The sequence below is a fragment of the Haloferax sp. ATCC BAA-644 genome (assembly GCF_000336975.1).
In the GTDB taxonomy this organism is placed as follows: domain Archaea; phylum Halobacteriota; class Halobacteria; order Halobacteriales; family Haloferacaceae; genus Haloferax; species Haloferax volcanii.
Genome location: NZ_AOLF01000013.1, coordinates 520,105 through 542,380, shown reverse-complemented (window position 1 = coordinate 542,380; position 22,276 = coordinate 520,105). Strand labels below are relative to the sequence as shown.

Genomic DNA, 22,276 nt, shown 5'->3' with positions numbered 1-22,276 from the left:
GCCCTAATTGTACGTCTCCTGTCGCGCGATGCGGACTTTCGTCCCCCGGGATTCAGCGAAGACGAGGGAGTTCTCGCGGACGAACCGAACCCCATCGAGCGTCGTCGTCGTGTTCTCGGTCGGCATCGGCCCCCTGACGGTCCCGCTGTCGGACGACACCTGCACGTCGTAGCCCGTCGCCGTCGGCACGACCGAGATGTTCCGCCGTGCGACGACGGGTTCGGCCCGGACCGGGCCGGTCTCGTACGCCAGTCGCGCCTCGCCGTCGGCGACGAGGAACACCCGGTAGGCGACTCCCGCGCCCGTGACGACGTAGCCGTCGCGGACCGCCGTCACCCGGTCGCGCCAGCCGAGGCCGCCGACTCTGACCGCGGACTCGCCGTCGAACGCCAGCCGACTCGTCGAGACGGCCGTCGTCCAGATGCCGCGCCGCTCGCTTTTGACGATGACCCCCGAGGTGTTGGTCGTCGTCGATTCGCCGAACAGTTCGACGTCGAAGACGGCGGTCAGCCCGTTCGGCACGTCCTCGGCGTACGTCACCTCGTAGTCCCTGACCGTGACGCTCTCGCCCGGCAGGTCGTCGCCGCTCGCGGTGAACGTGTTGTACAGCATCGCCGGCCCCGACAGCGCCGCGACGACGACGAGGAGTACGGCGAGGCCGGCCTGCCAGCGACGGGCCGAAAACAGCGAGTTGTCGGGCGCGTACGCCCGAAGCGGCTTGTCGGACGCCGCGACCGTCAGCGCGACGATGGTCGCGAGCGCGACGACGAGCGCGAACCCGACCGCGCGGAACAGCACGTAGGTCTCGCCGCCGCGGTACCAGTACACCGCCCACAGCGACTCGCTGACGGCAAACAGGAGGACGCCGGCGAAACTGCGGAGCGCGGGCGGGTTCGAACCCCCGCGGCGGTGACTGAGCCACGCACCGAGGAGGACGCCGAACAGGAAGCCGATGGCGTGGCCCTGAATGGCGATTTGGGACCACCACGGCGTCGAGAAGACGGGGCGGGCCGACGAGACGACCTCGGGCGAGAGCATCGCGTTGTAAAACAGGCTGACGACGCGCCCGGAGACGAACGCCAGCACGGTCGCCAGCGGCCGGAAGACGAGCGCGAAGCCGGCGAACGCGAACACGACGCCCGAGAAGCCGACGACCGGGCCGAGCGCGAACACGGCGGTGAGGAGCCCCACGGCGAAGACGACCGCGGGGAAGACGACGAGCGACCGGATGTAGGGGTTCTCGCGGGCCGACCCGAACGACGTGGACCCGCGGCGCGTCGGGTAGTGGCTCCACGCGTACTCCGCGACGGGAGCGAGGGTGAGCGTACCGACGAGGTTGCCGACGAGGTGCCCGGGGCTGGAGTGGGCGAACGCGGCGGTCAGCATCCCGGACGGGTAGACGTACGACCACGCCCGGAACGGGATGACGACGGGCCGATACCACGACGACCAGCCGTCCTGCACCACGAGATAGACGAGGAGGACGCCGCCGGCGCTGACGAGCGTTCCGAGCGGGAGACCGAACAGGAAGCGCCGCCGAAGCGCCGCCGAGAGCCGACTCGGTCTGTCGACGACGGCGAGCGCGACGGCGGCCGCGAGAAGCGCGAGGAGCGCGGCGAGCCGCTGGAACGGTATCCAGCCCGGTATCTCTAGCATGAGCTACCTGTGTCGTGCGAACGGGTGATAAAGAAACCCGCGGAGAACTGCTTGAGTAGTGCTAGCGAACGACACGAACGCCGGCGTCATCGACGACTCCGCGTCGGTCGGTCAGGAGGCGCGTCGCGGTCGACGGCCGCTCAGATTTTGCCTTCGGCGTCGTCGGCCAACTCCTCCATGCGCTTGCCGATGCGGCCCGCGCTGGAGAACTCGTCGTCGCTCATCGCGGTCGCGAGAGCGTTGCCGAGCACGAACACGGCGTGTTTGTGTTCGCTTTTCGATTTGTGGACGTGGGAGGGCTCGACCGCAAGCTCGTCGTAGGGGTCGAACAGGCTCGAATCGACGTGGTCGCGGGCCGAGAAGTGGTCCTTGATGATAACCATCTGTTCGTGCAGCTCCAGCAGTTCGTCCTTGTGCATGAGCGTTGGGTAGGTGCGAGGGCGGTTTAAGCGTTATTGGGGGATACTGTCACTCGGCTCAGAAGACGTACTCGTCTTCGTGGCCCATCATTCCGTCGTCTTCGTACGCGCGGTCCTCGTCGGACATCGGACCGCTCGTTTTGTACGCGCGGATACCGGTCGACAGCAGGTCCTCGATGGCCTCGTCGCGGTTGACGAACTCGCCCTGCTCGACGAGTTGGACGATCTGCATCTCCAGGTGTTCCGGCACGGTAATCTCTACTTTGGGCATCTGAACGTCCGTCGCTTTGGAAGGACCGTATATAACTCTACCGGGGGAATAATCGGGTTTTCCGAAGGTCGCCCGGGCGAACGCGAATTCCCGCTTACGTTCGGTTAGTGCGGCCGTCGCCCCGGTCGCCTGCGGGTGTCCGGAGTCGTTAGTGATAGGTGCGTCGGGCCGAAGATTCGAGCATGGCCAACGACGTGACCCACCTCTACGAGGAGTTCGGCGACGACCGGCTCCCGCCGGGCCAACGCGAGACCCAGCGGTTCCCCGTCCTCTCCAAGAGCGGCACGCCCTCGTGGGACCCCGAGACGTGGTCGTTCGAGGCGTGGGGCGCGGTCGACACCGAACTCGACCTCTCGTTCGACGAGTTCCGCGACCTCCCCGCCGAGACGCAGGTACAGGACTTCCATTGTGTCACCGGCTGGAGCAAGTTCGACTGCGAGTTCGAGGGCGTCACGTTTCCGACGCTCGCCGACGCGGTCGGCGTCGACGACGACGCGGTTCACGTGATGTTCCACGCGATGGACGGCTACACGACGAACCTGCCGCTCGACCAGTGCATGCGCGACGAGGTCATGTTCGTCTGGGGCTACGACGGCGAGGACCTCCCCGCCGACCACGGCGGCCCCCTCCGGGTCGTCACCCCGCACAAGTACGCCTACAAGGGCGCGAAGTGGGTCTCGGGCGTCGAGTTCCTCACCGAACCCGAACGCGGCTACTGGGAGAAGCGCGGCTACTCGAACACGGCGAACCCGTGGAACGAAGAGCGGTACAGCTGAGCTGAGTTTTCGGTCCGCGACGCTGAGTGTTCGGCGTGTTCGGCGGTCGCTTCGAGTCCCGTCCGCCAGCGTTGTCGCTCGGTGGACAGATGTGCACGTTCGACCGGGGTCGTCCAACCCACCCGCGGGACAGAAGGGAGAGTTTCAAGCGTCCCCGGTCCTGAGCCACGGTCGATGGAACCGTTGCGGACCGACGAGGTGGGGACCCACCTCGTCAGCAGGTCGGTTCGACTGTCTGCGCCGCCCGTGTCGGCGTCGCTCGCGGCGATGCAGCGCCCGCGTGCGCTGTGGACCGCCCCCGACGAGCCAACCGTCGTCGGCGGCGGCGTCGCCGTGGCCGTCGAGGCCGACGGTCCCGAGCGACTCGCGCGCGTCCGCCGGGCGGCCACGGCGCTGTTCGACGGCGCGGACGTGGACGCCCCCGACGTTGCCCGCCCGCGATTCTTCGGCGGCCTCGCCTTCCACGAGGAGGCGACCGGCCGCGACCCGTGGGCCGACTTCCCGGCCGCGCGCTTCGTCGTCCCCGAGGCGCAGGTCGTCTTCGACGGCGACGACGCGTGGCTCACGGTCACCGCCCTCGACGGCGAGGCCGACGCCGACACTGTCGGCGACCGACTCGACGACCTCCGGGAGACGCTCGAATCGCTCGACGACGCGCCCCCCGAGGGGCCGCCGGGCGTCTCGGACCGCCACCGGACGACCTCCGTCGAGGCGTGGCACGAGAGCGTCGACGCCGCGGTCTCGCGCATCCGCGCCGGCGACCTCCGGAAGGTCGTCCTCGCGCAGGCGCTCGAAGTCGAACTCGACCGCCCCGCCGCCACGCCCGACCTGCTCGCCCGCCTCGGCCGGACGTACCCCGACTGCCACCGCTTCCTCGTCGAGCCGAACGGCGGGGCGAGCTTCCTCGGCGCGACGCCCGAGCGACTCGTCTCGCTCCGCGGCCGCGAGGTCGAAACCGGCGCGCTCGCCGGGACGACCGGCCGCGGCGACACCGATGACGAAGACGAGTGGCTCGCGAACGAACTGCTCGGAAGCGAGAAGGACAACCACGAACACGAACTCGTCGCGGAGACGATTCGGGAACAGCTCGCGCCGCTGTCGGCCGACATCCGCGTCGGTGACCGCGGGATTCGGAAGCTCGCGACCGTCCAGCACCTCTGGACACCCATCGACGCGACGCTCGAACGCGACGAACACGTCCTTTCTCTCGTGGACGCGCTCCACCCGACGCCCGCGGTCGGCGGCCTCCCGCCCGAGGCCGCCCTCGACGTGATTCGCGACACCGAGCCGTTCGACCGCGGCTGGTACGCCGCGCCGGTCGGCTGGTTCGACGCCGACGGCGACGGCAGTTTCGCGGTCGCCCTCCGCTCGGCGATCGTCGAGGAGACGCTGGCGACGCTGTTTGCGGGCGTCGGCCTCGTCGCCGACTCCGACCCCGACGCCGAGTGGGACGAAGTGCAACTGAAGTACCGACCCATCCTCGACGAACTCGAACGCGACGACTGAGTTCGGGACCGACTCCGACTCGACTCGACTCCGATTTGACCCGACTGGATTCCACGACGACCCAGACGAGATGACAGCACCGAACCGAAACGCCCTCTGGGCACGGACCTTCGCCGACGAACTGGCACGCACCGGCATCGACGCGGTGTGCATCGCACCCGGCAGTCGCTCGACGCCCCTCACGGAGGCGTTCGACCGCCACGACGACATCGAGACGTTCTCGCACCTCGACGAGCGCTCGGCGGCCTACTTCGCGCTCGGCCGCGCCCGGCGCACGGGCGAGGTGACGCCCATCGTCTGCACCTCGGGCACCGCCGCGGCCAACTTCCACCCCGCGGTCATCGAGGCGTCGCAGGCCCGCGTGCCGATGCTCGTCCTCACGGCCGACCGCCCGCCGGAACTCCGCGACAGCGGAGCCAACCAGACCGTCGACCAAGAGAAGCTCTACGGCGACGCCGTTCGCTGGTACAAGGACATGCCCGAACCGGAGGCGACAGACAGGAAACTCCGGAGCCTCCGGACGACCGCGGCCCGCGCCGTCTCCGAGGCAACGGGCGTCGACGCCGGCCCCGTTCACCTCAACTTCCCGTTCAGAAAGCCGCTCGAACCGACGTACGTCGAGGGCGACGTGCCCGCCGACCTCGACCCCGAGGCGCTCGACGGCCGGAGCGGGAGCCGACCCTACGTCAGGACGACCGCTGGCGCGCCGGAACTCTCCGACGACCACCTCCGAAAGCTGGCCGACGACCTCGCGGTCGACCGCGGACTCATCGTCGCCGGGCCCGCCGACCCGCCGGGATTCAACGCCGAGGCCGTCGCCGCGTTCGCCCACGCGACCGGCTTCCCGGTCGTCGCTGACCCGCTTTCGGGACTCCGATTCGGCGGCCACACCCGGACGACGACCGTCCTCGGCGGCTACGACGCCTACCTCGACGAGCGCGTCACCGCCGACTGGGCCGACCCGGAAGTCGTCGTCCGCATCGGCGCGTCCCCGACCTCGAAGGCACTCCGGAAGTACCTCGCGCGCACCGACGCCCGGCAGTATCTCGTCGACCCGACGGGTCGCTGGCGCGAGGCCGAGTTCGGCGCGACCGACCTCGTGGAGGCCGAGCCGTCGGTGCTGGCGTGGCGGCTCTCGCAACTCATCCGCAATCGCCCCGACGAGTCGTGGAACGCGCTGTGGACCGACGCGGAGGACGCCTACTGGGACCTCGTCGACGACGAGACCGACGCCTTCGAGGGCCGAGTCGCCGCCGACGTGGCCGACCTCGCGCCCGAGCCGTCGACGCTGTTCGTCTCGAACTCGATGCCCGTCCGCGACCTCGACCGCTTCGCGCGCCCCTCGACGAAGTCCCGGACGGTCCTCGGCAACCGCGGCGCGTCCGGCATCGACGGCATCGTCTCCTCGGCGCTCGGAGCCGGCTCCGCGGCGACCGACCACCTGACGCTCCTGACCGGCGACCTCGCGTACTACCACGACATGAACGGCCTGCTCGCGCTCGGTCGCCTCGGCGTGGACGCGACCATCGTCCTCGTCAACAACGACGGCGGCGGCATCTTCCACATGCTCCCCATCGAGGAGTACGAACCGCCGTTTACGGACCAGTTCAAGACGCCCCACGGCCTCGACTTCGCGGCCACCGAGGACCTCTACGACCTCTCGTTCGCGCCTGTCGACCCCGACGACTTCCGCGACGCCTACGCCGAGTCGGTCGCCGCCGACGGAACCGATGTCATCGAGGTCCGCACCGACGCCGAGGACTCGCACCGCGTCCGCGAGCGCATTGCCGACCGCGCCAGAGAGCGACTGTCCGATTGACCGACTGACCGACTGTTCGATTGATCGACTGACTTTTCTCCCGCGCTCCGAATCGTGGCGACATGTCCTCCAGACTCTTCCGCCAGTACCGCGGCAGCGTCTACGCCGTCGCCGGGTTCCTCGGCGCTCTCGTGTTCGCCTACGCGACCGTCGTCGCCTACGAACCGCTCGCCGGAGTCTTCGCCGGCGGCACCGTCGTCTTCGGCGCGGTACTCCTCTCAGACATCGCCGAACGCGGTTATCCTCCGGCGCTCGGCCGCCGCGGAACGCTCGCGCTCGTTGCAGTCGTGGTCGCGTTTCCCGCCCTCTGGTTCGTCGTCCAGCGCCCACTCATGGGTCTCGGTCTCGCCCCGCTCGTCGCCGTGGTCGCGTGGGGGCTCGCGTGGTTCAAAGCCGTCGGCTACCCCGAGTCGATGGGTCGCCGCCGGTCGCTCGCCACCGCGTTCGTCGGGACCGGACTCGTCGCGTACGGGTCGTTTGCCGGGGCGACCGCCTTCCTCGTCGGCATCGCGGGCGCGATGCTCGTCGGGTTGGCGTCGTGGCTGACGAGTCCGCGCGGGCCGCTTCGGGACTGACAGACTGACTGACTGACTCACTCACTCATTCCGCGTCGGCGGCCCGCCCCGAGCCGTCCGGCTCCGCCCACCGCCCGACGAGCCGGCCGGCCGCCCAGTAACAGCCCGCATCGAGGACGACCGACAGAACACCGATGACACCGCCGACGACGCTCGCGGCCGCGACGCCGATGAGCGCGATGAGCGCCAGCGCGACGAGTGGCGCGCCGTTCAGCACCGCGCCGACGAGGACGACGCCGAGGAGGAACGCCGCCCCGATGAGCGCGCCCGCCGCGAACCCGCGGAGGACGAGTCGCCACAGTCCGCGGGGGCCGTTCCGAAGGTCGGCCAACCCGTCGTCCGCCAGCGCCCACCGGGTCGCGGCCGCGGTGAGGAGCCACAGGTACGCGAAGACGGCGACGCCGGGGAGCGTCCCGAAGTTGGCGAGTTCGCCTTCGAGCGCGCCGCCTGCGTGCGCTGCGAGGAGTCCGACGAGGCTCAGCGCGACGAGGTTGAACGACGAGACGACCCACGCCTCGAAGCGGCCGGCGGCGGCCTCAGCCATGGGCCAACACCTCCGCGAGCGCGACGAGCACGAGGAGCGCGGCGGCGGTCGCGCCGTAGCTCTTGGCGAGAAGCGAGCGCCCCAAACCAGTCGGGCCGCTCCGCCGGAGCCTGAACACGACGAGCGTCCGGACGAACGACCCGAGGACGAACGCGGTCACCGCGAGGAGCTTCGCGGTCAGGAGCGACCCCCAGCGTCCGGAGGGTCCGGGCGGGCCGAGCGCGCCGAGGTTGCCGACGCCGGTGACGACCATCGCACCCATCGCCGCCCAGAAAACCAACTCGTAGAGGGCTGCGAACGGGGTCTGGTCGCCGCCAGAGGCGGTCGAGCCGCCGGCGTCCGCGCGTCCGGGACCGCCGGCTCTGAGCGTCGCCCACGCGAACGCCGCGCCGCCGAAGACGAGCGCCATTCCGACGACGTGGACGAGTCTGACGAGGAGGGTGGTCGCGGCCGACATACGCGAGAGTCGTTCGCGGACTGACAAATAGCCCCGGGCCGCGGGAGCGGTCAGGCGGCGGGCCGTCCCCCGAACCGCGGCCGCAAGCGAATCTTTTTGCGCCGCCCGCGCCGCCTCTCGGTATGGTCTCGGAGATTTTCGACCCCGACCGCTGGGAGCCAGTCCCGGGGTCCGACGAGTTCGACGACATCACCTACCACCGCGCCGTCGACGTGCCGGCGGTCCGCATCGCGTTCGACCGCCCCGAGGTCCGAAACGCCTTCCGACCCGGAACCGTGGACGAACTCTACGCCGCGCTCGACGACGCCAGAAAGCGCGCGAACGTCGGGTGCGTCCTCCTGACGGGCAACGGCCCCTCCGAGAAGGACGGCGGCTGGGCGTTCTGTTCCGGCGGCGACCAGTCGGTTCGCGGCGGCTCCGGCTACGAGTACCGCGACGACGACGAGGCCGACGCCGCCGACGACCCGCTCGTCCGCGAGGCGAAGGCCGGTCGCCTGCACATCCTCGAAGTCCAGCGGCTCATCCGCTTCATGCCCAAGCCCGTCGTCGCCGTCGTTCCCGGATGGGCCGTCGGCGGCGGCCACTCCCTGCACGTCGTCTGCGACATGACGCTCGCCTCCGAGGAGCACGCGAAGTTCCTCCAGACCGACCCCGACGTGGCCTCCTTCGACGGCGGCTTCGGCTCCGCGTACCTCGCCAAGCAGGTCGGCCAGAAGAAGGCCCGCGAGGTGTTCTTCATGGGGAAGACTTACTCCGCCGAGGAGGCCGTCGACATGGGGATGGCGAACGAGGCGATTCCCCACGAGGACCTCGAAGACGTGGCGCTGGAGTGGGCCGACGAGATGACGAAGAAGTCCCCGACGGCCATGCGGATGCTCAAGTACGCCTTCAACATGACCGACGACGGCATGGTCGGCCAACAGGTGTTCGCCGGCGAGGCGACCCGACTCGCCTACATGACCGAGGAGGCACAGGAGGGCCGCGACGCCTTCCTCGAAAAGCGCGAACCGCGCTTCCGCGACTACCCGTGGCACTACTGAGGCGCTGACGCCGCCGGCGGCGGACCGACCTCCCGTCGGAGCGCCGAAACACGTCGCTCCGCCACTGTTTAGGCACGCCGAAAAATAGCAACGCTCTTGTGCGTTTAGGGTAGCCTAAATCCTATGGACGACAACTCCACCGGGAACGACGGACTCACGCGACGCAGTTACATTCGGTACGGCGGTACGGCGCTCGGGGCCGGGATGCTCGCCGGTTGCACGTCGGACTCGTCGGGGAGCGACGAGACGACCGCCGCGGCCGGGACGACGACCGAGGCGGCCGCCGAGACCACCACCGCGGCCGACACCGAGACGGAGACCGACGCGGCCGAGGCGGCCGACTCGTACTCGGTGACGATGGAGCCGATGGGCGAGGTCACGTTCGACTCGGTTCCCGAGTCGTGGGCCGCCTACGACGGCGGCTACGCGGACATGGCCGTCGCGCTCGGCGTCGGCGACGGGGTGACCGGCGTCGGCGGCGCGGGTCGGTACTACACCTACGTCTACGACGAACTCCCCGGCGTGAGCGTCGACCGCGAGCAAATCGAGGCGTACCCCGAGGTCAGGACGAAAGAGGAGTTCTACGAACTCGACAACGACGTCCACCTCTACGACCCGAACATGCTCATCAACTGGTTCGACTGGGACCAAGCGGACGTAGACGAAATCGCGGAGAACGTCGCCCCGTTCGTCGGCAACCTCATCTTCCGGCGGTCGGACGGCTGGCACGACTACCGCTACTACACGCTCTACGAGGCGTTCGAGAAGGTCGCCCAAGTGTTCCAGCGCGAGGACCGCTACGAGGCGTTCGCGGCGCTCCACGACGAGTTCATCGCNTACACGCTCTACGAGGCGTTCGAGAAGGTCGCCCAAGTGTTCCAGCGCGAGGACCGCTACGAGGCGTTCGCGGCGCTCCACGACGAGTTCATCGCGGACATACAGTCGCGGCTGCCGCCGGCGGACGAGCGCCCGAACGTCTTTCTCACCTACGAGGGGACGACCGAGCCCGAGACGTTCTCGCCGTACCGCCTCAACGACAAGGGCACGAGCAAAAAGCAGTGGAACGACCTCGGCGTCACCGACGCGCTCACCGGGACCGACATCGAGAACCTCAGCACGACCAACCGCGGCGAACTCGACTACGAGAACCTCCTCGAAGTCGACCCCGACGTGATTCTGGTCCGCGGTCACGAGCGCAAGACGGCCGCGGAGTTCCGCGACACCGTCCTCGCGTACATGGAAGACCACCCCGTCGGCGGCGAGCTGACGGCCGTCCAGAACGGCCGCGTCTACCGCGGCGGCTACCTCAATCAGGGCCCGATTCACAACCTGTTCCTGACCGAGCGCGCCGCGAAGCAGCTGTTCCCCGACGAGTTCGGCGAGGTGACGGGCGACGCGGAACTGTTCGACCGCCGGCGCGTCGCGGACATCGTCACCGGGGAGTTCTGAGATGGCGGACGCCGGGCGCTCCGAGGAGGCGGAGACCGCGACGGAGCCGCAAGCGGCGGCGTTCGACTACGACGTGGCCATCGTCGGCGGCGGGCCGACGGGCTGCTCGGCGGGGGTCTTCACCGGCCGGTACGGCCTCGACACCGTCGTCTTCGACCGCGGCCGGTCGTCGCTCCAGCGCTGCGCGTATCTGGAGAACTACCTCGGCTTCCCCGGCGGCGTCGACATCGAGACGTTCTACGGACTCATCCACGACCACGCCGAGGCGGCCGGCTGCGACCTCGTTTCGGAGCTCGTCGAGGCGGTCGAACCGACCGGTGGCGACGGGGGCGACCCGGACGCCACCCGCCCCGGCTTCGCGGTCACGACGCAAAGCGGCGAAACCGTCACCGCGAGGCGGGTCGTTTCGGCCGCCCGCTACGGCGGCGACTTCCTCGAACCGCTCGGCGACGACGAGATGTTCGTCACCTACGAGCACGACGGCGAGACGCGGACGAAGTTCGACCGCGACTACGCCGACATCGAGGGCCGAACCGTAATCGCCGGCCTGTACGTCGCCGCGCCGGTGAGCGAGGTCAACCTTCAGGCCATCATGTCGGCCGGACAGGGCGCGCGAGTCGGCCGGTCGGTCATCACCGACCACCGCCTCGAACGGGGGTATCCCGAAGCCCTCGCGCGCCACTGGGACTGGGTACGCCCCGAAGCGGAACTCGCGGACGACGCGGCCGCCCGCGACGATTGGCGCGAGCGGTTCGACAGCCGGGTTCCCGACGACTGCGACCTCTCCGAAGCGCGACTCCGCGAACTCCGCGAGGCCGACGTGGAGCGCCAACGCGAGATGTACGTCTCCGAGGAGGTGGTCGAAGCGCGCGCCGAACGGGGCCGCGAGCGGCTCGCCGCCCGTCTCGGCTTCGACGCCCGGCCCGCCTCTGATTCCGAGTCAGACGCCGGTCCCGAGTAGCGGGGCGCTCCCCGATCCCCGTCGGCCGACAGCGATGACCACGTCGTCGCCGACGCGGGACGCGAGTGCCGCGTCGGAGCCGGCGCGACCGTCGAGCGACCGTGTTCTCCCACTCACCGCCTCGGCGTCGCGCGCTTTCGGATAGGAACTTACTCACTGCTCCGGCACTCGTATGCAGACAATGAGCACGCAGGACATCTCTCGCAGGCGGGCGTGGGTGATGGCGTCGCGGCCGCAGACGCTCCCGGCGGCCGCCGCGCCGGTCGTCGTCGGCACCGCGGTGGCCGTCCACGCCGACCTGTTCGCCCCGCTGCCCGCGCTCGCGGCGCTCGTGGGCGCGCTTCTCATCCAGGTCGGGACCAACTTCGCCAACGACTACTACGACGCGGTACAGGGCGCTGACACCGAGGCCCGCGAGGGCTTCACCCGCGTCACCGCGGGCGGGCTCATCCCTCCGTCAGAGGTCAAGCGGGCGATGTATCTCACCTTCGCCGCCGCCGTCCTCCTCGGCACCTATCTCGTCTACGTCGGCGGCGTGGCTATCCTCGTCATCGGCCTGCTCTCGGTCGCCTCGGGCATCGCCTACACCGGCGGCCCGTACCCCCTCGGCTACCACGGTCTGGGCGACCTGTTCGTCTTCGTCTTCTTCGGTCTCGTCGCCGTCGTCGGCACGTTCTACGTGCAGGCCGCGAGCGTCCTCGCCGCCCCGCTTTCCGTCGGGATTCCGGCGGGAACCGTCACGCTCGTCGCCGTCCTCGCCAGCCTCCCCATCGCCGCCATCTCCACGAACATCCTCGTCGTGAACAACGTCCGCGACAAGGAGGAAGACGCGACCACGGGCAAGCGGACGCTCGCGGTCCGGTTCGGCTACGGCTTCGCCCGCGCCGAGTACGTCGCCATGCTCGCGCTCGCCTACGCCGTCCCCGTCTATCTCTGGACCCGCGCCGGCTTCGACTGGTACGTCCTGTTGCCGGTGTTCTCGATGCCCGTCGCGGCCCGAATCGCACGGACCGTCGTGACCGAGACGGAAGGCGAGAAGCTCAACCCCGCGCTCGAAGACACGGGGAAACTCCTCGCGCTCTACGCCGTCCTCTTTTCGGTCGGCCTCGTGCTCGCGTGACGATGCGCGTCCGCGAGTTCGCCGTCGACCTCCGAACGCCGCTTTCGACCGCCGCGGGCGACATCGAGCGCCGCGAGGGATTCCTCGTCGCGGTCGACGTCGCGGGCGAAACCGGCGTCGGCGAGGCGACCCCGCTTCCGGGCTGGACCGAGTCGCTCGAAGACTGCCGCGACGCGCTCGCCGGTCTCACGGAAGGCGATGTCGAGGGGGCTGCCGCGGGCGAGATGGACCCCAAATCGGCGCTCGAAGACGGGGCGCTCGCGGACGCGCCCGCCGCGAGACACGCCGTCTCGCTCGCCGTCGCTGACGCCCGCGCTCGCGCCGCCGGCCGGCCGCTCGCCGCGGCCCTCGACACCGACTCTCACACCTCGCTTCCGGTGAACGCGACCCTCGGCGACGACGACCCCGAGGCGACCGTCGAAGCCGCCGAAACCGCCGTCGAATCGGGGTACGACTGCCTCAAACTGAAGGTCGGCGTGCGGGACCCGGTCGACGACGTGGCGCGCCTCCGGGCGGTCCGCGAGGCGGTCGGCCCCGACGTGGCGCTCCGGGCCGACGCGAACGCCGCGTGGGACCGCTGGACCGCCGACCGCTTTCTGAACTCGGTCGAGGAACTCGGCCTCGACCTCGACTACCTCGAACAGCCGCTTCCGGCCGACGAACTCGACGGCCACGCCGTCCTCCGACGGCTCCACGACACGCCTATCGCGCTCGACGAGTCGCTGGCGGCGGTCCCACCGGGGCGGGCGCTCGCCTCGAACGCGGCGGACGTGCTCGTCTGCAAGCCGATGGCGCTCGGCGGCCCGGACCGCGTCCGCGACCTCGTCGCCCGCGCTCGCGACGCCGGCGTCGAAACCGTCGTCACGACCACCATCGACGCCGTCGTCGCCCGACTCGGCGCGCTCCACGTCGCGGCGTCGCTCCCCGGCGACCGGGCCCACGGGCTGGCGACCGCCTCGTTCCTCGACGCCGACCTCGCGGCCGACCCGGCACCCGTGCGCGACGGTCGGATACGCGTCCCCGACGCACCCGGACTCGGTATCGACGTGGACGCGCTGTTCCCCTGAGCGCAGTGGCAATCAACTCTCCACAGTCCAAACGTTTTTCACGATTCTGCACGTCGAACCGGGGGATGACCGAGGTCGAACTCGACTCCGACGCGGTACGGCTCTCGCTCGACGACGGCGTGGCGACGGTGACGCTGGACGCCCCGGCGGTTCGGAACGCGCTGACGGTCGAGGTGACAGCGGGCGTGCGCGAGGCGCTGGACTCGCTTCCTGACGAGGCGCGCTGTGTCGTCGTCCGCGGGAGCGACGAGGCGGGCGCGTTCTGCGCCGGCGGCGACGTGAACGCCATGCGTGAGCTCCAAGCCGACGCGATGACGCTCCCCGAGGCGGTCGACCACGTCGTCCGCGACACCGCCGACTGCGTGCGCCGCGTCTACGAGTGCGACCTCCCGACGGTCGCGGCCATCGACGGCCCGGCCGTGGGCGCGGGCGCTGCGCTCGCCATCGCCTGCGACCTCCAACTCCTCCGCGACGACGCCGCCGTCAGCTTCGGCTTCCGCCGGGTCGGCCTCGCGGTCGATTCGGGGGTGTCGTATCTCCTTCCCCGACTCGTCGGGCGCAACGTCGCCATGGAACTCGTCTACACCGGCGAGGAACTCGGTCCCGAGCGGGCGCTGGAACTCGGCGTCGTGAACCGCGTCGCGGGCGAGGACGAGTTTGAGTCCAAACTCGACGCCCTCACGGAACGCATCGCCGGCGGCCCGACGACGGCGCTCACCGCCTCGAAGCGCCTGCTCCGCCGCCCCGACGACTCCATCGAGGCGGCCATCGAACACGAGGCGTCGGCGCAGGCAGTCGTATTCGAGACCGACGACCACGCCGAAGGCGTAGCGTCGTTCACGAGTCGGCGGGAACCGGAGTTCGAGGGGACGTAGCCGGGCCGTCGGGCGACCGCCACGGGCCGGCCCCGCGTTCGGTGCATACTTGTCGCCGCCCGGTGACGCCGGGAGTATGGTCACCGTCACCGTCTGGAACGAGTACCGTCACGAGAAGGAAGACGACGAGGTCGCCGCGATCTACCCCGACGGCATCCACGCGACGATTGCCGAGGGACTCCGCGAGGCCGGCTACGACGTGCAGACGGCCACGCTGGACGACCCCGAACACGGGCTCACCGAGTCGGTCCTCGACGACACCGACGTGCTGGCGTGGTGGGGCCACAAGGCCCACGACGAGGTGGACGACGCAATCGTCGACCGCGTGGTCGACCGCGTCCGCGGCGGGATGGGACTGCTGGTGCTCCACTCGGGGCATTACTCCAAGCCGTTCAAGCGCCTGATGGGGACGACCTGCTCGCTGAAGTGGCGCGAGTCGGGCGAGACAGAGCGCGTCTGGGTCGTCGAGCCGGGCCACCCCATCGCAGACGGGCTTCCCGAGTCGTTCGAGGTCCCCCGCGCCGAGATGTACGGCGAGCGGTTCGACATCCCCGCGCCGGACGAACTCGTGTTCACGTCGTGGTTCGAGGGCGGCGAGGTGTTCCGCTCCGGCTGCTGTTACACCCGCGGCAAGGGTCGCGTCTTCTACTTCCGGCCGGGCCACGAGACCTACCCCATCTACGAGCAGGCGGAGGTTCGGACCGTCCTCGACAACGCCGTCGAGTGGGCGGCCCCCGGCGACGGCCCCGACCCGTACTTCGGCAACGCGGAGCCCATCGAAGACCTCGACTGAGACGGGGGGGACCCAGCGGGACCGTCCGGAGCGCCGACTATCATAAGTGGGTGCGGTCCGGAAAACGTCCATGGCACAACCGACGAGCGGGCAGCGGCGACTCATGTTCGCGCTGTTCGCGTTCGCGACGCTCGTCTTCCTCCTCGGCATCGTCGTCATCGGCTACCTCGCCGGCGCGTTCTGAAATCGGTCGGAGGCGACCGCCCAATCAATCGGTCGCCGCGCCGGTGAGCCCCGCCCTCAGCGGGTCGCGTCGTCGGGGTGGTAGGTCTTCCCGCGCGACCCGTCGGCGGTCATCCGGCGGAGCGTCGCGGCGGCGTTGCTCGCGTCGTAGCCGAACAGCACGTCCTTCGCGTACTCGTCTGCGACCTCGATGGCGTGGATGAGGTCGTCCACGTCAACGTTCACGGCGTACAGTTCGAGCGAGCAGTCGGCGTCGTACGGCTCCAGAAGCGAGACGAAGCCGCGGGCGATGGTTTCGAGCCAGTAGGTCGTCCCGTAGTTGGTGTCGTACAGCGGGACGACGAACTCGTCGACGTACTCCGAAAGCGCCTCGATGTCGAGGCCGGCGCGGCGGTAGAGGTGGCCCGGATAGGGGTCGGGGTACAGCGTGAGATACAGGCGGCCGGGGACGCGCTCGGCGGCGTCGGCGACGAACTCGGTGATGACCTCGGCGCGCCACTCGAACCACGCGTCCTCGTCGTCGGCGTCGCGGTCGCGGTCGGCGGCCCACGCCTCGAACTGCGAGGTACAGCGGTCACACCGGCAGTACTCGTCGCGCGGGAACCCCACGTCGTCGAGGCGCACGTCGCCGTTGGCCGCGGCGGCGTCCGCGACGATTTCGAGCAGGCCGGCGCGGTAGTTCTCGTTCGTCGGGCAGATGTACGCCCAGTCGAAGTACGTGCGGTCGCGCGTCGCCGGGTTCCCCTCGCCGTCGACGGGGACCAACTCGGGGTTCTCGTTGGCGGCGGCGTTGTCACCGAAACACGAAATCATGTTGACGGCGTTCGACAGCGGTTCGGCCGCCCGGCCGGTGACGTCTTTGACCTCGTAGAACCCGCGGTCGAACTCCGGCCAGTCGACTTCCTCCTCGTTGCGCGTGACGACCCCGTACATGGCTCCGCCTTCGCGCGGGCGTCGGGTAAGTCGTTCGCTCTCGGGCGTGGGGCCCGCTCCGGCGCGGCCGCTGGACGGGCGGGAGTGGGGCTGACTCGGTCGGTGGCGACCGAGCGCCGAAAAGCGGTTACTCTTCGATTTCGACTTCGACGGTCTCTCCGCTGCCGGAGAACACGGTGTAGAGGACCGCGACGAGCGCCAGTACCAGGACCAGTTTGGCCTTCTTGGACATACCGAGGACTTCGACCGCACCGCACTAAGTGATTACGACACCGGGGCATTCGCGGACGCCGACGGGAAACTGGATACACGTTTCCTACTGGCGTTGATTAAGTGACAATAGTCACAGAAACGTTATAGTATCAGAGACCATCCTGTCGGTCGTTCAGTTCGTTCCCTTCCGCCCGATGCCATCCGATTCCTCGATTCGCGTCCTCTCCGCCGACGGCGACCGCGCGATTTCCCGCGCCGTCCAGCGGGCGGTCTCGGACGCCGTCGTCGACTCGGCCGCGACGCTCGCCGCCGCCCGTCGCGCCCTCGACGGCGACGCGTACGACTGTCTCGTCCTCGGCGCAGGATTCTCCGACGGCGACGGCGTCTCGCTGCTCCGCGAGGTTCGCGCGACCGACGACGACCTCCCGGTGGTCGTCCTCGCGTCCGGCGACGCCGACCACGCCGTGACGGAACTGGTCGATTTGGGTATCGACGCCTACCTCGACCGTGCGGCGGTCCTGCGGAGGGCGGCGCGCGCCGACGGTGACGACAGCGACGACACCGACGGCGACACCCCCGCGGGCGCGTCTCCTGACGGCGAACTCGGGTCGCGCGTCCGGCGACTCGCCTGCGAACACCGCAAGGCGCGGGTCGCCATCGACGCGCTCAGTGGGGACCCTCCGGCCGGCGCGAGTTGGTTCATCGAGGACGCACTCGACGCGCTCGACGACGTGTTCTACGTCTACGACGGCGAGGGACACCTCGTCTCGTGGAACGAGCGGCTCTCGGAGCTCACCGGCCTAACGGACGCCGACCTCGCCGGGATGTCGGCCGACGCGTTCTTCCACGAGGCCGACCGCCCGGCGGTCGAGCGCGCCGTCGAGGAGGTCATCCGAACGGGGACGACGGTCGTCGAAGCGCGGTTGCCGACCGACGACGGCATGCTGTTGTTCCAACTCACCGGCCGTCGGCTCACGAAACCGAACGGCGAGGTCGTCGGCTTCTGCGGCGTCGGGCGCGATATCACGACCCACCGGCAGCACGAAGAACAGCTCGCACGGCAAAACGAGCGACTGGGCGAGTTCGCGCGAGTCCTCTCGCACGACCTGCGAAACCCGCTTTCCGTCGCAATCGGCTTTCTCGACCTCGAACGAGAGACCAACGACTCCGAACATCTCGAACGGGTCGCGACCTCGTTGACCCGCATCAGCGACATCGTCAACGACGTGTTGACCGCGGCCCGCCGCGGAACGGCGGTCGTCGAGTTCACGCCCGTCGCCGTCGAGGCGGTCGCCCGCCGCGCGTGGGACACGGTCGAGACGGGCGACGCGACGCTCGTCGTCGAGTCGACAGCGACGATTCACGCCGACCCCGGCCGGCTCCAGCGGCTGTTCGAGAACCTGTTTCGGAACTCGGTCGAACACGGTTCCGCGGGCGGTCGGGGCTCGCCGCTGACCGTCCGCGTCTCCGCGTCGCCGGCCGACGAGACGTTCGCGGTCGAAGACGACGGGACCGGCATCGACGCCGCCATCGTCACGCGGGTGTTCGAACGCGGCTTCACCACCTCGGCCGAGGGGACGGGCTTCGGCCTCGATATCGTCCGGTCGCTGGCGGAGGCCCACGGCTGGTCGGTCTCCGTCGGGTCGGCGGCGACAGGCGGCGCGAGATTCGAGTTCGCGGGCGTCGAGTTCGCGGGCGTCGAGTCAGCCGGCGAGGACCACCGCTGCCCGGCGAGCGCCGCGGGAAAAAGCGGGTCGGACGACTCCTAACGCGGTCAGTTCACGTCGAGGTTGGCCGCGACTTCGTCCTCGCGGACGATGGTCTCGCAGTAGTCGCAGCGCACGCCGTCCGAGAGGACCGTAAACCGGGACTGAATGGGCTCGTCGGCGTTGGAGATGCAGTTCCTGTTCGGACACGAAATGATGCTCGCGACGGCGTCGGGGCGGACGACCCGGTTCTTCTCGACCACGTCGTAGTCGCGGACGATGTTGATGCTCGCGGCGGGCGCGATGAGCGACAGCACGTCCACCTCGGACTGGCTCAGTTCGCGGCCCTCGACCTTCACGATGTCCTTGCGGCCGAGGCGGTCGGAGGGGACGTTCATCCCGACCGAGACCGCCTCCCCGCTGGTGCCGTCGATGCCGAGGATGGCGAGGACGTTGAGCGCCTGCCCCGCGGCGACGTGGTCGATGACGGTGCCGTTTCGAATCTTCGAGACGCGGAGTTGGTGGTCGTCTGTCATCGGTCTTGGGAGAGGAGGATATCCAGAAGCGCCATCCGGACCGGAATGCCGTTGTGGGCCTGTTCGAAGTACGTCGCGTGGTCGGTGTCGTCGATGCCCGGCGAAATCTCGTCCACGCGGGGCAGCGGGTGCATGATAGTGAGGTCGTCCGCCGCCGCTTCCAGCGTCTCCGAGTCGATTTGGTACTGTCCCGCGACCTTGCGGTACTCGTTTTCGTCGGGGAAGCGCTCGCGCTGGATGCGCGTCACGTACAGCACGTCGAGTTCGGGGAGCACCTCGTCGAGTTCGGTGTGTTCTCTGACCTGCGCGCCCGAGGCGTGGAGGTCGTAGCGGACGTTCCGGGGGAGTCGCAGGCTCTCGGGGCTGATGAAGTGCTGGCTGGCGTCGAAGTTCGTCAGCGCTTCGGCCAGCGAGTGCACCGTTCGGCCGTACTTCAGGTCGCCCATGATGCCGATGGTGAGGTCGTCGAGGCCGGCGTTCTCCCGGATGGTGTAGAGGTCCAGCAGAGTCTGGCTCGGGTGCTGGCCCGCGCCGTCGCCCGCGTTGACGAGCGGCACGTCGACGAACTCGGCGGCCATCGTGGCCGCGCCCTCGCTCGGGTGGCGGAGGACGAGCGCGTCCGCGTAGCCCTCGACCACGCGGACGGTGTCGGCGAGCGTCTCGCCCTTCTTGACCGACGACGACTCGACCGGTCCCATATCGACGGTCTGGCCGCCGAGGCGTTTCATCGCGGAGTCGAAGCTCATCCGGGTTCGCGTGCTCGGCTCGAAGAAACAGAGCCCGAGAACCTTTCCGGCGTGTCGTTGCCGGAACGCGGCCGGGTCGGCGTCGATGTCGGCCGCGCGGTCGAGCACCGCCTCGATGTCCTCCCGCGAGAGGTGCGACGCGGAGATGAGGTGGTCCTGACGCATCGATGAATGACGAGACCTACACCGACTTGAATCCCCCGGCATCGGACGCCTCGCGTGATATTCACCACCATGCACAGAATCGGCAGCGTGCGCGACCGCGCCGGCGGTCGCGGCGGACACAGAAGCGGAGCGAACCGGTCGAAAAACGAGGCGCCGAGGCGGCAGGACGAAACGCCGAGGCGGCAGGGCGAAACGCCGAGGCGACGACCGGCTCCGACGCTACGGCCAGTTCCCGGCGGAGTCGTAGGAGTCGACGACGCGCCGGATGGCGACGACGTAGGCCGCGGTGCGGAAGTTCGGCAGGTCGTGGCTCTCGTAGGCGTCGACGAGTTCCTCGAAGGCATCGACGATGACGCGCTCCAGTTCGTCGTTGACGCGCTGTTCGGTCCAGTAGAACCGCTGGCGGTTCTGGACCCACTCGAAGTACGAGACGGTGACGCCGCCGGCGTTGGCGAGGATGTCGGGGAAGACGTTGACCTCGCGCTCGGTGAGCACGTCGTCGGCGTCGGGCGTGAGCGGGCCGTTGGCGGCCTCGACGATGACGTCCGCCTTCACGTCGTGGGCGAGTTCGCCGTCGATGGCGTTCTCCAGCGCGGCGGGGACGAGCAGGTCCACGTCGAGGGTGAGCAGCTCTTCGTTGGTGATGGCCTCCGTGCCCTCGTAGTCCGAGACGGTGCCCGTCTCGTTTTTGAACTCCTTGACCGCGCGGGTGTCGAGGCCGTTGGCGTCGTAGATGCCGCCGGAGGAGTCGGAGACGGCGACGACCGTCGCGCCGAGGTCCTCGATGAGCCTCGCGGCGATGGAGCCCGCGTTCCCGTAGCCCTGGACGGCGACGGTCGCGCCCTCGATGTCGCGGCCGAGATAGTCGAACGCCTCGCGGGCGGTGAGCATCGTCGAGCGGCCCGTCGCCTCGACGCGGCCCTCGCTCCCGCCGTTCGAGAGCGCCTTGCCGGTGATGACCCCCGGCGCGGTGGTGTTTTCGAGGGTCTCGTAGGTGTCCTTAATCCAGTTCATCTCGCGCTGGCCGGTGTTCACGTCGGGCGCGGGGATGTCGCGGCTCTCGCCGATGAGGGGGCGAAGCTCTTTGGCGAACGACCGGGTGATGCGTTCGAGTTCGGATTCGGAGTACGCCTTGGGGTCGATGACGATACCGCCCTTGCCGCCGCCGTAGGGAATGTCGACGACGGCGCACTTGTACACCATCCACCCGGAAAGCGCCTTCACCTCGTCTCGGCTGACGTTCGGGTGGTAGCGAATCCCGCCTTTGTACGGGCCGCGGTCGCCGTTGAACTGCGACCGGTAGGCGCGAAACAGCTCGATGTCCCCGTCGTCCATCTCGACGGCGAGGTTCGTCTCGAGGACTCGTTCGGGGTTCTTCAGCCGCTCGATAACGTCGTCGCGCACGTCGAGGTAGGCGGCCGCGTCGTCGATTTGCTCCTGCAGACTCTCGAAGGGATTCGCCTCTTGTGCCATGCCCTAATACGGTCAGGGCATCCGGTTAAGCGTAGCGGGGATTGTAGCATACCACACTATTGATACACATACCCATTGCTAAAAGGTGGCAGTCGTCGGGCGTCCGGCCGGGTCGGTCTCGCGCCGGCGCATCGGTCCGGGTGCGCTCAGTACGACTCGCCGGCGCGGTCGAGAATGTTCTCGGCCTGTTTGACGAGTGGGGCGTCTATCATCTCCCCATCGACGCCGAAGACGCCCCGGCCCTCCCTCGCGGCCTCGTCGCGGGCGCGGAGCACCTTCCTCGCCCACGCCACGTCCTCGTCGTCGGGGGAGAACGCCTCGTTGATGACGGGGACCTGCGCGGGGTGGATGGCGAGTTTCCCGTCGTAGCCGAGCCGCCGGCCGAACGCGGCGTCCTCGCGCAGTCCCGCTTCGTCCCGATAGTCGACGTGGAGCGTGTCGATGGCGTCGACGCCGGCGGCCGCGGCCGCGACGACGACGCGCTCGCGGGCGTACAGCACCTCGGTCCCGTCGTCGGTCCGGGTCGCACCCACGTCGGCGGCGAAGTCCTCCGCGCCGAAGACGACCGCGGCGGCGTCGGGTGCGGCGGCAACCTCGGGGGCGGCGAGGACGCCCGCCGCGCTCTCGACGATGGCGATAACGGGGCAGTCCGCGCCGACCTCGCGAGCCGCGCCGGCGACGCTCGTCACGTCGTCGGCGCTCGTCGCTTTCGGGACCACGAGCGCGTCCGGCGGGTGGGCGGCGCAGACGGCGGCGATGTCGTCGCGGCCGGCGTCGCCGGGGTTGACGCGGACCGCGACCTCGGCGTCGGGGTCGAACTCGGGGTCCGAGAGGACCGAAGCGACCGCCTCCCGAGCCTCGGCTTTCCTGTCGGGCGAGACGGCGTCTTCGAGGTCGAAGACGAGCACGTCAGCGCCCGCGCCGGGGGCTTTCCGCAGCAGTTCGGGTCGGTCGCCGGGGGAAAACAGGACGCTTCGTCGGGGCATGGTGTGT

At 69.5% G+C, this 22,276-nt stretch carries 23 protein-coding genes; 12 read left to right on the top strand and 11 right to left on the bottom strand.

Features of this window, described 5'->3' with window-relative positions; genetic code table 11:
* Nucleotides 1-3 precede the first annotated feature (3 nt).
* The 3 genes from C458_RS06540 to C458_RS06530 form a co-directional block, all read right to left on the bottom strand.
* A complete protein-coding gene (locus tag C458_RS06540; RefSeq protein ID WP_008574235.1) occupies nucleotides 4-1,656 on the bottom strand; it encodes a rhomboid family intramembrane serine protease in 1,653 nt (550 codons plus the stop codon).
* Between the two features lie 140 nt (nucleotides 1,657-1,796).
* On the bottom strand, nucleotides 1,797-2,075 hold the full coding sequence (locus tag C458_RS06535) for a UPF0058 family protein (protein ID WP_004043462.1): 279 nt from the start codon (nucleotides 2,073-2,075) through the stop codon (nucleotides 1,797-1,799).
* 58 nt (nucleotides 2,076-2,133) lie between these two features.
* Complete coding sequence (locus C458_RS06530; protein ID WP_004043463.1) at nucleotides 2,134-2,346, bottom strand: ribbon-helix-helix domain-containing protein; 213 nt, start codon at nucleotides 2,344-2,346, stop codon at nucleotides 2,134-2,136.
* Between the two features lie 182 nt (nucleotides 2,347-2,528).
* On the opposite strand from C458_RS06530, the gene C458_RS06525 reads away from it, so the two are divergent.
* The 4 genes from C458_RS06525 (at nucleotide 2,529) to C458_RS06510 (ending at nucleotide 7,022) form a co-directional block, all read left to right on the top strand.
* Entirely contained in the window at nucleotides 2,529-3,122 is a 594-nt protein-coding gene (locus tag C458_RS06525; RefSeq protein ID WP_004063338.1) for a sulfite oxidase-like oxidoreductase, read from the top strand.
* A 174-nt stretch (nucleotides 3,123-3,296) separates the two neighbouring features.
* Nucleotides 3,297-4,628 carry an isochorismate synthase MenF gene (locus C458_RS06520; RefSeq protein WP_008574234.1) on the top strand — a complete coding sequence of 444 codons (1,332 nt, stop codon included), beginning with the start codon at nucleotides 3,297-3,299 and terminating at the stop codon, nucleotides 4,626-4,628.
* A gap of 70 nt (nucleotides 4,629-4,698) precedes the next feature.
* Nucleotides 4,699-6,447 (top strand): 2-succinyl-5-enolpyruvyl-6-hydroxy-3-cyclohexene-1-carboxylic-acid synthase, encoded by a 1,749-nt coding sequence (menD, locus tag C458_RS06515; RefSeq protein ID WP_008574232.1) that lies wholly within the window; start codon nucleotides 4,699-4,701, stop codon nucleotides 6,445-6,447.
* Between the two features lie 62 nt (nucleotides 6,448-6,509).
* Nucleotides 6,510-7,022, top strand: a complete 513-nt coding sequence (locus C458_RS06510; RefSeq protein ID WP_008574230.1) for a hypothetical protein — start codon at nucleotides 6,510-6,512, stop codon at nucleotides 7,020-7,022.
* A gap of 25 nt (nucleotides 7,023-7,047) precedes the next feature.
* Here C458_RS06510 and C458_RS06505 read toward each other — a convergent pair whose 3' ends face one another.
* Nucleotides 7,048-7,566 (bottom strand): hypothetical protein, encoded by a 519-nt coding sequence (locus C458_RS06505; protein ID WP_008574228.1) that lies wholly within the window; start codon nucleotides 7,564-7,566, stop codon nucleotides 7,048-7,050.
* Nucleotides 7,559-8,023: a hypothetical protein gene (locus tag C458_RS06500; protein ID WP_006600294.1), complete on the bottom strand. Its 465-nt coding sequence runs from the start codon at nucleotides 8,021-8,023 to the stop codon at nucleotides 7,559-7,561. Before C458_RS06500 ends, C458_RS06505 begins: the two co-directional genes overlap by 8 nt.
* Nucleotides 8,024-8,145: 122 nt before the next feature.
* Between C458_RS06500 and C458_RS06495 the strand changes: the two genes are divergently transcribed.
* The 3 genes from C458_RS06495 (at nucleotide 8,146) to C458_RS06485 (ending at nucleotide 11,473) form a co-directional block, all read left to right on the top strand.
* Nucleotides 8,146-9,063, top strand: coding sequence for a 1,4-dihydroxy-2-naphthoyl-CoA synthase (locus tag C458_RS06495; protein ID WP_008574226.1), 918 nt, complete (start codon nucleotides 8,146-8,148; stop codon nucleotides 9,061-9,063).
* Nucleotides 9,064-9,186: 123 nt separating this feature from the next.
* Nucleotides 9,187-10,512 (top strand): ABC transporter substrate-binding protein, encoded by a 1,326-nt coding sequence (locus C458_RS06490; protein ID WP_008574224.1) that lies wholly within the window; start codon nucleotides 9,187-9,189, stop codon nucleotides 10,510-10,512.
* Between the two features lies 1 nt (nucleotide 10,513).
* Nucleotides 10,514-11,473: an NAD(P)/FAD-dependent oxidoreductase gene (locus C458_RS06485; RefSeq protein WP_008574223.1), complete on the top strand. Its 960-nt coding sequence runs from the start codon at nucleotides 10,514-10,516 to the stop codon at nucleotides 11,471-11,473.
* Here the strand turns inward: C458_RS06485 and C458_RS18240 are convergent.
* Entirely contained in the window at nucleotides 11,453-11,590 is a 138-nt protein-coding gene (locus C458_RS18240) for a hypothetical protein (RefSeq protein ID WP_160162990.1), read from the bottom strand. The two genes, C458_RS06485 and C458_RS18240, sit on opposite strands and share 21 nt — an antisense overlap.
* 64 nt (nucleotides 11,591-11,654) lie before the next feature.
* On the opposite strand from C458_RS18240, the gene C458_RS06480 reads away from it, so the two are divergent.
* From C458_RS06480 to C458_RS06465, 4 genes are all read left to right on the top strand, one after another.
* Entirely contained in the window at nucleotides 11,655-12,593 is a 939-nt protein-coding gene (locus C458_RS06480) for a 1,4-dihydroxy-2-naphthoate polyprenyltransferase (protein ID WP_049896978.1), read from the top strand.
* 2 nt (nucleotides 12,594-12,595) lie between these two features.
* Nucleotides 12,596-13,660, top strand: a complete 1,065-nt coding sequence (gene menC, locus C458_RS06475; protein ID WP_008574221.1) for an o-succinylbenzoate synthase — start codon at nucleotides 12,596-12,598, stop codon at nucleotides 13,658-13,660.
* A 65-nt stretch (nucleotides 13,661-13,725) separates the two neighbouring features.
* On the top strand, nucleotides 13,726-14,535 hold the full coding sequence (locus tag C458_RS06470) for an enoyl-CoA hydratase/isomerase family protein (RefSeq protein ID WP_008574220.1): 810 nt from the start codon (nucleotides 13,726-13,728) through the stop codon (nucleotides 14,533-14,535).
* A 76-nt stretch (nucleotides 14,536-14,611) separates the two neighbouring features.
* A complete protein-coding gene (locus C458_RS06465) occupies nucleotides 14,612-15,328 on the top strand; it encodes a ThuA domain-containing protein (RefSeq protein WP_008574219.1) in 717 nt (238 codons plus the stop codon).
* A 240-nt stretch (nucleotides 15,329-15,568) separates the two neighbouring features.
* On the opposite strand, the gene C458_RS06460 is transcribed toward C458_RS06465, so the two are convergent.
* Nucleotides 15,569-16,444: a hypothetical protein gene (locus tag C458_RS06460; RefSeq protein ID WP_008574218.1), complete on the bottom strand. Its 876-nt coding sequence runs from the start codon at nucleotides 16,442-16,444 to the stop codon at nucleotides 15,569-15,571.
* Nucleotides 16,445-16,851: 407 nt separating this feature from the next.
* Between C458_RS06460 and C458_RS06455 the strand changes: the two genes are divergently transcribed.
* Nucleotides 16,852-18,426 (top strand): ATP-binding protein, encoded by a 1,575-nt coding sequence (locus tag C458_RS06455; RefSeq protein ID WP_008574217.1) that lies wholly within the window; start codon nucleotides 16,852-16,854, stop codon nucleotides 18,424-18,426.
* A gap of 5 nt (nucleotides 18,427-18,431) precedes the next feature.
* Here C458_RS06455 and pyrI read toward each other — a convergent pair whose 3' ends face one another.
* From pyrI to C458_RS06435, 4 genes are all read right to left on the bottom strand, one after another.
* On the bottom strand, nucleotides 18,432-18,899 hold the full coding sequence (gene pyrI / locus C458_RS06450) for an aspartate carbamoyltransferase regulatory subunit (protein ID WP_004043480.1): 468 nt from the start codon (nucleotides 18,897-18,899) through the stop codon (nucleotides 18,432-18,434).
* A complete protein-coding gene (gene pyrB / locus C458_RS06445; protein WP_008574216.1) occupies nucleotides 18,896-19,810 on the bottom strand; it encodes an aspartate carbamoyltransferase in 915 nt (304 codons plus the stop codon). Before pyrB ends, pyrI begins: the two co-directional genes overlap by 4 nt.
* A gap of 219 nt (nucleotides 19,811-20,029) precedes the next feature.
* The gene (locus C458_RS06440) at nucleotides 20,030-21,283 is read right to left on the bottom strand and encodes a Glu/Leu/Phe/Val dehydrogenase (RefSeq protein WP_008574214.1); all 1,254 of its coding nucleotides are present in this window, start codon (nucleotides 21,281-21,283) and stop codon (nucleotides 20,030-20,032) included.
* A gap of 146 nt (nucleotides 21,284-21,429) precedes the next feature.
* The gene (locus C458_RS06435) at nucleotides 21,430-22,269 is read right to left on the bottom strand and encodes a CoA ester lyase (RefSeq protein ID WP_008574212.1); all 840 of its coding nucleotides are present in this window, start codon (nucleotides 22,267-22,269) and stop codon (nucleotides 21,430-21,432) included.
* Nucleotides 22,270-22,276 lie beyond the last annotated feature (7 nt).